Source organism: Shewanella subflava, from assembly GCF_025971955.1.
GTDB lineage: Bacteria > Pseudomonadota > Gammaproteobacteria > Enterobacterales > Shewanellaceae > Shewanella > Shewanella subflava.
In genome coordinates this window covers 20859-32824 of sequence record NZ_JAPDMX010000026.1, presented here as the reverse complement: position 1 = coordinate 32824, position 11966 = coordinate 20859, and the positions used below count along the sequence as shown (strand labels likewise).

Here is an 11966-nt window from a genome sequence, read left to right as displayed (position 1 = left end):
TGTTTACCTCTACTTACACATAGGGAAGCCTAGCGCTTCACGTGCTTGATAATAAGATTCTGCTACACCTTTAGCCATAGTACGAACGCGTAAAATATAACGCTGGCGTTCGGTCACTGAAATAGCATGGCGGGCATCAAGTAAGTTAAAAGCGTGCGATGCTTTCATCACTTGCTCGTAGGCAGGTAGAGGTAGTGGCTTTTCTAAGCCTAATAAATGCTGGCAGGCTTTTTCGCAGTCATCAAACTGTTTAAATAGCACTTCAACATTGGCATGCTCAAAATTATAAGTTGACTGTTCAACTTCATTTTGATGAAAAATATCACCATAAGTCACTCGACCCATAGGGCCGTCAGTCCAGACGAGATCATAGACACTGTCGACTTCTTGAATATACATGGCTAGGCGTTCAAGACCATAAGTGATCTCACCCGTAACTGGGCTACACTCTAAACCACCAACCTGTTGGAAGTAAGTAAACTGAGTGACTTCCATACCGTTTAACCAGATTTCCCAACCCAATCCCCAAGCGCCTAGTGTTGGAGATTCCCAGTTGTCTTCAACAAAACGTATATCATGTACTTGAGTATCAATACCAAGAGCTTCTAATGAGCCTAAATACAACTCTTGGATATTGTCTGGCGATGGTTTCAACACAACCTGAAATTGATAGTAGTGTTGCAGGCGGTTTGGGTTATCACCATAACGGCCATCGGTAGGGCGGCGCGATGGTTGAACATAGGCACTGCTCATTGGCTCTGGGCCTAATGAACGTAAGAATGTTTGCGGGTGAAATGTTCCTGCACCCACTTCCATGTCTAGAGGTTGAACAATTGCGCAACCTTGCTGCGCCCAATATTCTTGTAGGGTTAGGATGAAACCCTGAAAAGTCTTTACGTCGTGTTTCGTCGTCATGTCTACTACTGTTAGGCTATTAATAGAAAATGGCATTGATTATACCTTGTAGAGCAAGGTAGATGTAGGTTATTTTTTAACGTAATACTATTTTTGTTAATGGACACTACACATGCAGGTAAACCGATGTGGTTGGGTGAGCGATGATCCTTTATATCAACAATACCATGATGAGGTTTGGGGGCGACCAGTTTATGATCCGCAACAACTCTTCGCTAAGTTGTGTTTAGATGGCCAACAGGCGGGGTTATCTTGGATAACCATTTTAAAGAAGCAGGCTAATTACGAAGCGTTATTCGCAAACTTTGAGCCTAGCATAATCGCTACCTTTGACGAGGCAAAAGTAGAGGCGCTGATGCTTGAGCCAGGTATTGTCCGTAATCGATTGAAGATTAATTCAATTATTCGTAATGCCAAAGCTTATTTGGCATTTGTAGAGCAGGGTAATGATTTCGCTGATTTCTTATGGTCATTTGTTGGCGGTATTCCTAAAGTGAATCACCTCGCTTCTTTGGCCGATGTGCCGGCTCAAACCCTTGAGTCAGAAGCCATGTCAAAAGCGCTTAAAAAACTTGGATTCAACTTTGTTGGTCCAACGATTTGTTATGCTTTTATGCAGGCAGTAGGTATGGTCAATGATCATACTACGGACTGTTTTTGCTATAGTGCCAATCGAAATCTCTAACTGATGATCCTTGCTTGTAAAAATACTTGGTCACAGTGTTATATTTTTGATTTTATAATAATGATTTATCGATAAATCTGCTTTGCTATGTCGCATTTTTACTAGGTTATTTATGTTCACTGATTGACTGTGCTTGGTATAAAAAACAATACTATTTGATAAATTAAAAAGGGTGTTCCACGTGGAACACCCTTCTTGTTAGTTCATAGAAATGAATGGATTACTGGTTTTCAAAAAAGAAAGCTTTGCGTTTCTTTTTGTCGCCGTTAAGTTGGTTCATTGATTCGGCATCAAACAGTTTACCATTGACCATGGTGTAAGTGACTTTGTCTGTAGTGCGAATATCCTCAAGTGGGTCACCGTCAATAACGATTAAGTCTGCTAATTTACCAGGCTTAATCGACCCTAATTGATGGTCCATCCCGAAGGTCGTTGCAGGATTAATGGTGGCCGTTTTTAACACTTCCATATTGCTCATGCCGCCCTGTGCAAACATCCACATTTCCCAATGTGCTGCTAAACCCTCACGCTGCCCATGTGCACCAATGTTGGCTTTAACACCGACATTGTTTAGCTCGTTCGCTACGCGCGCGACATTGAAATGATTGTAATGTTCATCCGGCGCAGTAGTACGGCGCATTGAGCGCGCATCGAGAATATCTGATGGAACATACATACTTAGACGTGGGTGTGCCCATACATCAGTTTTGTCATACCAGTAATGTTCACCTGAAATACCACCATATGCGACTACTAGAGTCGGGGTATATGATACTTCTGTTTGTTGCCAAAATTGTTTGATATCACTGTAGATAGATGCAACTGGCAATGAGTGTTCAACGGTTGTGTGACCATCGGCAATCATTGATAGGTTATGTTGCAATAAGCTACCGCCTTCAGGCACCACCATCATTTCTAACTCTCGTGCTGCTTGAATAACCTGTTGGCGTTGGTTTCGTCGAGGTTGGTTATAGCTTTTAACACTAAAGGCACCGACTTTCTTTAAACGCTCTAAGTGGAATTTTGCATCATCCAATGAGTCTACATGTGATGTGTAACCCGGTAGGTTAGCACCATACAAAATAGTGCCAGTTGAAAAGATTCGCGGGCCAACAATATTACCGGCTTTTTGTTGCTCAGAAGCGGCAAAAATCTCGGTGGTATCATTTGAAGGGTCATGGATTGAAGTAACTCCTAATGATAGCCCTGAGTATAGCGCCCAGTTTTGCTGTGGAATGATTTCATCGTCAGCTTGACCACCATGAGCATGGGCATCGAATAAACCAGGCATAATTGATTTGCCTTTAATATCGATAACTTCTGCACCAGATGGGATCTCAGTCGTTGCATCACCGACACTCAGAATCTTGTTGTCTTTGACAATTACCACACCATTTTCAATCACTTGATCATTTTCAAGGGTAATCACTTTACCGCCAACGAACGCGATGGTTCCACGTGGAACATCTGCTTTTTCTGTAAAGCCGATTGAAGTAATTCTAGGCTCGATTTTTGTGTCAGACTGAGCGTAAGAGGTATCTACTTTGGCTTGGTATAGATCAGGACCAAGCGTCCAATATAATTGATTGCTGTCATTGTTCCAGCTAATGCTTTCACCTGCACGGACACTCAGTTGTGCCACAGGTAAGTTGTTCGCTTTCGGACCTATATGAATTGTTTCACCGTGTTTAGCAAAAGGGGTGACATACACGCGAAAACGTTCAGCAAACGCTAAATGCTCGCCATCAGGAGATACTCGGAATTCAGTAGCGTGATCACTAGTGTAATGGGTACGTTTTTCAAATCCATTTAAACCGATAGAAGCGAGCTCAGGTTTGTCACCATAGTCCATGAAGAATACGCGATCATTATCGGCACCAAATTGGGGTTGATGACCACTGGATGAAATCTTGGTATTTTGCTTACCCTTGATATCTACTTTGTATAAACCAGGTTCCTGCGACCAAGTTCGAGGTGTCATGTAACCGCCTTTTGCTTTGCGGTATACAATGGTTTCGCCATCTGGCGAGAAGGTGGCTTCAACGTATTTACCTGGCTCACTGGTCAATACTTTGGCTTTTCCACCTCGCGCACTGACTACACTTACAGTGCCTTGGTCTTGATCATTCCAAGTGGTAAACACAATGTCTTTACCATCACGAGACCATTGTGGGAAGAGTTCATTGATGCCGTCGTCTAATCGAGTTAAACGTTGTTGGGTACCATTGTTAATGTCGCGTATCCACAGTTTACCTAGCGCTTCAAATACCACTTTTTCACCATTGGGTGAAACCTGCGCCATACGTAACATTTTTACGTCAAACTTATCTTGGTCAAGGTTTTGTGTAAAGCGTACTGACGGTTGTATGTCTAATTGGGTTTTAACTGAAAAGGGAATATCGCTAAGCGTCTGCTTTGCTACATTCAGTTTATTTATTTTACCGTTAGCCCAAAATACTATTTCTTTATTATCTTGGGTCCAAGACATGGTTGGATAGACACCATGAATGGCCCAGGTTTCTTGCATATCACGGTCTAATTTGTCGTATAGCTTTGTGGTTTCACCCGACTTTAGATCAAGTAAATATAAGGTGGATTGGAAGCCATCACGCTTAATGTATGCGAGCTTTTTACCATCAGGACTTGGTGTGGGTCTAATTGCACCGCCTGTACCTTCAATCAACACTTCAATATCACCGGTTTGGGTATCATAGCGCTTGATTTTATAAATGCCTTTTACCGAATCTTTTGAGTAATGAAAGGTTTTACCAGGGGTCGCATCTTGGCTGAAGTAAATATAACGTCCGTCAGGCGAATAAGCTGGCTCGCCTAAATCTTTTTGGTCGTTAGGGCGCTCAGTTAATTTAACACCTTGACCGCCCGCAACGTGATACATCCATACCTCGCCAGCACCTAAACTTCGGCTTGCGGTGAAGTGCTTACGCGCCACTAAATACTGTGAATCAGGGCTCCACGCCGGACTATTTAATAGGCGGAAGGTTTCTTTTGTTACAGGGTGTGGGTTAGTACCATCAGCATTCATGACCCATATATTGTCGCCGCCATCTTCATCAGAGGTGAAAGCGATGTATTTTCCATCTGGGCTATATACAGGCTGCATTTGCCATGCAATACCGCTTGATATTGCCTTGGCTTCACCGCCGGATATTGGCATTTGATAAATGTCACCTAGCAAATCAAATACGATGGTTTTACCGTCAGGAGATACACTAACGTTCATCCATGTGCCATCGGTAACATTAATATCGACTTTTTGAAGTGGGGCATTTTCTGGGGCATTTACTTGCCATTTAGCCGCTTCTTCTTCGGTTGCAAAACTGCTGGTACTGATACCAAGCGATAAAGCTATCGCAGTATATATTGGGGTAAGTTTTTGTGTGAACATGCAAGATCCATTTATTTATCGTTATAAGAAAATGAATACTAGCAAACCGTTGGTGAGTGGTTTAGCAAGGTTGCTAGCATCAAATCTGGCTTGGCAACCTTTATCGCATAAATGGGCAATTAACGACACAAAAATTCTGTTTCAATTGATGACAATGCATCATCTTTGAGGCTTAAATAGTGACAAAATTGCTTAGTTCACTGGTGATATTAAGACTTTTATGCTTGTTTATAGCGTTTTGATGGTGACAATATCATCTTGTTGAATTAGGCCCGAGACTATTACTTTACAGGTAACGCCGCCACGCCAATTGGGTGTTAGTGCTTGCTCTAAGCCTGAATAAGCCTGCTCCATTTTTTTACAGGGATCCGTTTCACCCGTAATGATTAATTGTAAATCATCACCTATTTGAATCACTTTACCGACATCAGCCGCACTGAATTGATAGCCGCTTATCATTAAATTGGCTCTGCGGGTAAGCCAATCTAAATCGTTACCAATTTGCTGACATGCTATTTGCCATTGCTCTTTTGACATCACGGTGACTTGACGTTTACCGGGGCGGCCAAAGATATCATTTTCAACGCCACGCTCGACGGTGACGTTGGCGCAGAATACCGAATTCATAACACCACGTTTTGCAGTTTTATAAGCTATTGCAGCTAATGTGATGTCAATTTTAGGTTGCTGCATCATAATCCCTTTTTGAGCAAATATTGATATGGCGTCACATCGGTCGCGCTGGCGATTAGAGTGTGATCCATAAACTCACAAAAACTGGGAATGTCTCTGGTTGTTGCAGGGTCGTCGGCAATAATGAGCAGTGTTTCACCGTCCGCCATTTTTCTCACCGTTTTGCGGATCATCATGACGGGTTCAGGGCAGCGTAAACCTAAAGCATTAAGTTGATGTTGGGCTTGTTTAAATATATCTGCTGAGGTTAATTGTTCTGACATTACCATTTCTACTGACAACATAACGATGTGTTTATGGTACTCCGCCAAGTTAAACTTGCCAAGTTTAGTGACGGCTAATGTGATTTAAAGCGAGCAAAATTATTTGAAAGAGTGATGTGAACCGACGATGACTTTTTGATTGATGATCAGTTTGGTAAATCATTATCTTTGGTTTTGGAATGTGCAAATAACAATTAAGGCTAAAGGATGTTTTAATCTTTTTAACTTGTCCTAGCATTCAGTGATTTTCTATGAGTAGCTACTCAATCAGTCGCATTTTTTGTGTTTTTTAATTTTTCTCAAATATGTTTCACGTGGAACATAAGCCGTTTCATGAAAATAAAAAAACCGAATTATTTTATCATAATTCGGTTTTTTTCACTCAGTGCCATCAAGCTACAGGGTCAACTTTGGCTTGTTAGCATTAGGCTACAATTTACACGCGTTCGAAAACTGTTGCTATACCTTGGCCTAATCCGATACACATTGTGGCTAAGCCTAATGTTGCATCTTTATCTTCCATTAAATTGATTAGCGTTGTAGAAATACGTGCGCCAGAACAACCTAGTGGGTGACCTAGTGCAATAGCACCACCATTAAGGTTAATTTTTTCGTCAACTACATCTTGTAAGCCAAGATCTTTAACACAAGGTAAAGACTGTGCAGCAAATGCTTCGTTTAACTCAATCACATCTAAATCTGCAACAGTTAAGCCTGCGCGAGCAAGCGCCTTTTGTGTTGCTGGCACTGGACCGTAACCCATGATTGCTGCATCACAACCGGCAACTGCCATAGAGCGAATGCGAGCGCGAATTGGTAAGCCTAAAGCACGGGCTTTGGACTCTTCCATGACGAGCATTGCAGACGCACCATCTGAAAGTGCTGAAGAGGTGCCCGCTGTTACGGTACCGTTTGCGGGATCAAATACCGGACGTAAACCTGCAAGTGATTCCATAGTGGTTTCAGGGCGAATTACTTCATCATGCGCCACCTTGATTAATGCGCCATTGGCATCATGACCTTCAATTGCCCAAATTTCTTTGGCAAATCGGCCTTCAACGGTTGCTGCGTGAGCTCGTTGGTGAGAGCGAACAGCAAAGGCATCTTGTTGTTCACGAGTAATACCGTGAAGCTTTCCTAGCATTTCAGCCGTTAAGCCCATCATGCCAGAGGCTTTAGCGACACGATTAGCTAGGCCAGGGTGGAAATCAACACCGTGGTTCATTGGCACATGACCCATGTGTTCAACACCACCAATAATGAAGGTATCACCCATGCCTGTCATAATGGCGCGAGCCGCCTGGTGAATGGCATCCATTGATGAACCACATAAACGGTTTACTGTAACAGCGCCAGCGGTTTTAGGGACGCCAGCTAATAATGAAGCATTACGAGCAATGTTAAAACCTTGCTCTAATGTTTGCTGTACACAACCCCAAATGACGTCTTCAATCAGGTTAGGGTCTAGTTGTGGGTTACGAAGCAGTAGCCCTTTCATTAATTCTGCAGACAGGGTTTCTGCACGTACATTTCTAAATACACCAGCCTTTGAACGGCCCATTGGGGTACGAATGCAGTCTACGATAACAGCTTGTTTCATGATTTAATTCCTTTCCCGCTAATTAGGCTTGGTAGTAACTACCGTTGTTGGCTGCAAGTTCACGCATTGCATCAGTCACTTGGTATAAGCCACCTAAATGCGCATATTTATCCGCTAGGGCAACAAATGCTGCTATGCCCATGGTGTCTAAATAACGGAATACACCCCCACGAAATGGAGGGAAACCTAAGCCGTAAACTAAGCCCATATCAGCTTCTGCTGGAGAGGCAACAATGCCTTCTTCTAAACAACGCACAGTTTCAATGATCATTGGAATCATACAGCGTGCGATGATGTCATCAGCTTCAAATGCTTTTAGTTCGCCAAATGTACCTTTGAGTAACTCGTAGCTGGTTGGGTCGATATCTTTTTTCGGCTTACCGCGACGGTCAACAGAGTAAGCATAGAATCCTTTGGCATTCTTTTGTCCTAAGCGTTTGTTTTCAAACATGATGTCAATTGCATCTTTGTCTGTTTTACCCATTCTGTCAGGGAAACCTTCAGCCATAACAGCTTGTGCGTGGTGGCCGGTATCTAATCCTACAACGTCAAGTAAGTAAGCTGGGCCCATTGGCCAACCAAATTGTTTTTCCATCACTTTATCAACGGCGGCAAAATCTGCGCCGTCGGCAAGTAGACCGTTAAAGCCTGCGAAGTATGGAAACAGTACACGGTTAACAAAGAAGCCTGGGCAGTCATTAACAACAATAGGGGTTTTACCCATTTTGCTGGCATAAGCCACAACTGAAGCAATGGTTTCTTCTGAGCTATGCTCACCACGGATAACTTCCACTAATGGCATTTTGTGCACAGGGTTAAAGAAGTGCATACCACAGAAACGTTCAGGCTTCTTGAGGCTTTTTGCGAGTAAGTTGATTGAAATAGTCGAGGTGTTTGATGCAATGATGGCATCTTCAGCGACGAAACCTTCCACTTCAGCCAATACGGTCGCTTTCACTTTTGGATGCTCGACAACCGCTTCTACGACCACATCGCTATGTTTAATTGCAGCATAGTCTAAAGATGGCGTGATATTGTTGAGTACTTGGGCCATTTTTTCTGGCGTAGATCGTCCACGGGCAACTTGTGCAGAAAGCAGTTTAGCCGCTTCGTTTAGTCCCAACTCAAGTGCAGGCTGGGCGATGTCTTTCATGACAATCGGAGTACCTTTGCTAGCGCTTTGGTAGGCGATACCACCGCCCATAATGCCTGCACCAAGTACCGCTGCATTGTTAACATCTTTAGCTAATTTTACCGCTTTTTTTGCTTTGCCTTTAACGAACTGGTCGTTTAAGAAAATACCGATAAGCGCCGTAGCGACTTCAGTTTTAGCTAGCTTAATAAAGGCTTGCGCTTCAACTTGTAATGCACCTGCGCGATCAAGTGTTGCAGCTTGCTCGATAACATTCACAGCTGCCATTGGCGCTGGATAATGTTTACCGGCAATCGAGAACACCATGCCTTTAGCGGTAGCAAAAGACATCATAGCTTCTAACTTAGCAAGCTGAAGGGGAGATTGCTTTTGTTTACGACGAGCTTGCCAATCTAAGTTACCCGCTAGCGCATCGTGTATCATTTGAATGGCTGCAGATTGTAAGTTTTCTGGGGCAACGACAGCGTCAATAGCACCCACTTTAAGCGCGTCATCTGGGCGCTGTTCTTTACCTGATGTGATCCACTCTAACGCATTGTCTGCGCCAATCACCCGAGGTAGACGTACTGTGCCACCAAAACCTGGAATTAACCCCAATTTTGTTTCAGGTAAACCTACACGCGCATTAGTATCTGCAACACGTAAATCTGTTGCTAAAATTGTTTCACAACCGCCGCCCAAGGCAAAACCGTTGATGGCAGATACTGTCGGAAAAGGTAAATCTTCAAGCTTATTGAATACCGCATTAGCTTGTTCAACCCAAGCGAGTAATGTGGCGTCATCTTGCTTAAATAATCCTAAAAACTCAGTGATATCAGCACCAACGATAAATGTGCTTTTGGCTGAGGTAAGTAACAGTGCTTTAATCTCAGCATGTTGCTTGATGCTATCTAATGCAGCATCTAAAGAGGCTAAAGTTTCTCTGTCGAACTTGTTTACCGAGCCCGGTGCATCAAAGCACAGCTTGGCAATATTGTCTTCTAGTAACTCAACCTGGATGGTAGGGCTTTGGTAGATCATTGCTTGCTTCCTTATTGCTTAAAGCGATTTCCACATCTTTATTACCGTGTAGTTATCAAGCTTGTTTTACAGCAGTGTAGGCCATCATTTGACCAGTTACACAACAGTGTGCGACTAAATGACAAAAATTACAACACCCAATTTAAACGACCGTTTAATTTTTTGTCTGCTGAGGTGATTTTTTTCCTTTGTGGTAGACTGTTAAGGTTCGCCAACTCAAGAATAGGGATTAAAAAATGGATAAGCTGGCTAGCTTTTATCATGCGCATATTGCTGAATTAAATCGTCGTGTGGCCGAAATTTCACACCGAGAAGGGTTAGCAGGATTGGTCATCCACTCTGGGCAGCCACACCGGCAATTTTTAGATGACATGAATTATCCATTTAAGGTTAACCCTCATTTCAAAGCTTGGTTACCAGTACTCGATAATCCTAATTGCTGGGTCATTGTAAATGGTGTAGATAAACCTAAATTAGTTTTTTATCGTCCGGTGGATTTTTGGCATAAGGTCAGTGATGTTCCCGAAGCATTTTGGACCGAACACTTTGATATTCAATTATTGACTAAAGCCGACAAAGTTGCTGAGTTTTTACCAAAAGATTTAACTGGGTGGGCATATATAGGTGAGCATTTAGATGTTGCTGATGTGCTTGATTTTTCATCACGCAACCCCGATGCTGTCATGAATTATCTGCATTATCATCGTGCAGACAAAACACAATACGAGCTTGAGTGTTTACGCCGATCGAATCAAATTGCAGTAAGAGGTCATAAAGCGGCAAAAAGCGCATTTTTTAATGGTGCTAGTGAGTTTGAGATCCAGCAGCAATATTTGGCCGAAATAAGCCAAGGTGAAAATGAAATGCCCTATGGCAACATTATTGCCCTCAATCAAAATGCTGCAATTTTACATTACATGACTTTAGCGCACGTCAAGCCACAGCAGCGATTGTCTTTTTTGATTGATGCTGGCGCAAGCTACCATGGTTATGCGGCAGATATTACCCGAACTTATTCATTTGAGAAAAACCGCTTCTCTGAATTAATCAGCGCACTGAATCAGCAACAATTACGTATTATTGATGCAATGAGACCAGGGGTGAAATACACTGATTTACACATCATGACCCATGAGCGAATTGCACAGTTATTGATTGATTTTGAGCTGGCATATTCGGATGCCTCGGCATTAATCGACTCAGGCGTAACCAATGCCTTTTTCCCGCACGGTTTGGGCCATATGCTTGGTCTGCAAGTTCATGATATGGGAGGGTATTCCCATGATGAAAGAGGGACTCATATCCCTGCACCTGAAAAACATCCATTTTTGCGTTGCACCAGAACGCTAGCGGTGAACCAGGTGCTCACAATAGAGCCGGGGATTTATATTATCGATTCATTACTGAATGACTTATCGGATAATGCAAAACAATTAGTCAATTGGCAAACGGTTGCTTTGATGCGTCCTTTTGGTGGGATCCGTATTGAAGATAATGTCATCGTTCATGCAGATAGAAATGAAAATATGACAAGAGAGTGTGGTCTTGACTGAGAGTTATTCGATACCAGAGTCTAACTTATTGATTGAAGAAGAGATAAAACATAGTCGTTTTATCTCTTTTCTGTTTCATTGTCCAACTCAGGATGTTTTGAAGTTAACACTTACTAACATCAAGCAAGAATATCCCGGGGCAAGCCATTATTGCTATGCCTATATAGCAGGTGCGCCTAATGATATGGTGAATATCGGCTCCAGTGACGATGGTGAACCAGCGGGAAGTGCAGGAAGACCGATGCTTGCTGCATTGCAAGGGGCGAATGTGGGTGAAGTTGGCGCAATTGTGGTGCGCTATTTTGGTGGTACCAAGCTAGGTGTGGGCGGTTTAATGCGGGCTTACAGCTCGGGTATTAAACAAGGAATGCCACAACTCAGTTTGGTGACTAAGTTTATTCGCTATCCAGTTTACTTAGCGTGTAGCTATGCACAATTAGCTGATATTGAATATATTATCGGCCAACATGATGGGGTGATGTTAACTAAAGAGTTTACCGACAAGGTTGAACTTAAGTTTGAATTAGCTAAAGATGCCCTCGAACATTTCAATACACAGCTGGCCACTATGACCCAAGGGGCACTTCAAGTGAAGTTTACAGTTTGAGCTAGGCTGAAGTTATGCCAAAATGCCCTAATAAAGCTTATTTATTCATGTTTTTACAACATTTAGCCAAC

9 protein-coding genes are annotated in these 11966 nt (G+C 42.8%); 3 read left to right on the top strand and 6 right to left on the bottom strand.

Features of this window, described 5'->3' with window-relative positions; genetic code table 11:
- Positions 1–9 precede the first annotated feature (9 nt).
- Entirely contained in the window at positions 10–915 is a 906-nt protein-coding gene (glyQ, locus tag OHT75_RS11325; RefSeq protein ID WP_188843259.1) for a glycine--tRNA ligase subunit alpha, read from the bottom strand.
- Between the two features lie 112 nt (positions 916–1027).
- On the opposite strand from glyQ, the gene OHT75_RS11320 reads away from it, so the two are divergent.
- Entirely contained in the window at positions 1028–1600 is a 573-nt protein-coding gene (locus OHT75_RS11320) for a DNA-3-methyladenine glycosylase I (RefSeq protein WP_264726670.1), read from the top strand.
- A 220-nt stretch (positions 1601–1820) separates the two neighbouring features.
- On the opposite strand, the gene OHT75_RS11315 is transcribed toward OHT75_RS11320, so the two are convergent.
- From OHT75_RS11315 to fadB, 5 genes are all read right to left on the bottom strand, one after another.
- Positions 1821–5006 carry an amidohydrolase family protein gene (locus tag OHT75_RS11315; protein ID WP_264726668.1) on the bottom strand — a complete coding sequence of 1062 codons (3186 nt, stop codon included), beginning with the start codon at positions 5004–5006 and terminating at the stop codon, positions 1821–1823.
- A gap of 228 nt (positions 5007–5234) precedes the next feature.
- Entirely contained in the window at positions 5235–5702 is a 468-nt protein-coding gene (locus tag OHT75_RS11310; RefSeq protein ID WP_264726666.1) for an MOSC domain-containing protein, read from the bottom strand.
- Positions 5699–5962, bottom strand: a complete 264-nt coding sequence (gene tusA / locus OHT75_RS11305) for a sulfurtransferase TusA (RefSeq protein ID WP_264726664.1) — start codon at positions 5960–5962, stop codon at positions 5699–5701. Before tusA ends, OHT75_RS11310 begins: the two co-directional genes overlap by 4 nt.
- Positions 5963–6398: 436 nt before the next feature.
- Positions 6399–7562 (bottom strand): acetyl-CoA C-acyltransferase FadA, encoded by a 1164-nt coding sequence (gene fadA, locus OHT75_RS11300; protein WP_264726662.1) that lies wholly within the window; start codon positions 7560–7562, stop codon positions 6399–6401.
- 22 nt (positions 7563–7584) lie between these two features.
- Positions 7585–9735, bottom strand: a complete 2151-nt coding sequence (gene fadB, locus OHT75_RS11295; RefSeq protein WP_264726660.1) for a fatty acid oxidation complex subunit alpha FadB — start codon at positions 9733–9735, stop codon at positions 7585–7587.
- 236 nt (positions 9736–9971) lie between these two features.
- Here fadB and pepQ point away from each other — a divergent pair, with 236 nt between their 5' ends.
- Positions 9972–11288 (top strand): Xaa-Pro dipeptidase, encoded by a 1317-nt coding sequence (gene pepQ, locus OHT75_RS11290; protein ID WP_264726658.1) that lies wholly within the window; start codon positions 9972–9974, stop codon positions 11286–11288.
- Positions 11281–11895: a YigZ family protein gene (locus tag OHT75_RS11285; protein ID WP_264726656.1), complete on the top strand. Its 615-nt coding sequence runs from the start codon at positions 11281–11283 to the stop codon at positions 11893–11895. Before pepQ ends, OHT75_RS11285 begins: the two co-directional genes overlap by 8 nt.
- Positions 11896–11966 lie beyond the last annotated feature (71 nt).

What these genes read in the sequence shown, in the direction of transcription:
- pepQ (WP_264726658.1), top strand. Translation starts at nt 9,972, where the DNA reads ATGGATAAGCTGGCTAGCTTTTATCATGCGCATATTGCTGAATTAAAT.
- fadB (WP_264726660.1), bottom strand. Translation starts at nt 9,735, where the DNA reads ATGATCTACCAAAGCCCTACCATCCAGGTTGAGTTACTAGAAGACAAT.
- OHT75_RS11320 (WP_264726670.1), top strand. Translation starts at nt 1,028, where the DNA reads ATGCAGGTAAACCGATGTGGTTGGGTGAGCGATGATCCTTTATATCAA.
- glyQ (WP_188843259.1), bottom strand. Translation starts at nt 915, where the DNA reads ATGACGACGAAACACGACGTAAAGACTTTTCAGGGTTTCATCCTAACC.
- OHT75_RS11310 (WP_264726666.1), bottom strand. Translation starts at nt 5,702, where the DNA reads ATGATGCAGCAACCTAAAATTGACATCACATTAGCTGCAATAGCTTAT.
- fadA (WP_264726662.1), bottom strand. Translation starts at nt 7,562, where the DNA reads ATGAAACAAGCTGTTATCGTAGACTGCATTCGTACCCCAATGGGCCGT.
- OHT75_RS11315 (WP_264726668.1), bottom strand. Translation starts at nt 5,006, where the DNA reads ATGTTCACACAAAAACTTACCCCAATATATACTGCGATAGCTTTATCG.
- tusA (WP_264726664.1), bottom strand. Translation starts at nt 5,962, where the DNA reads ATGTCAGAACAATTAACCTCAGCAGATATATTTAAACAAGCCCAACAT.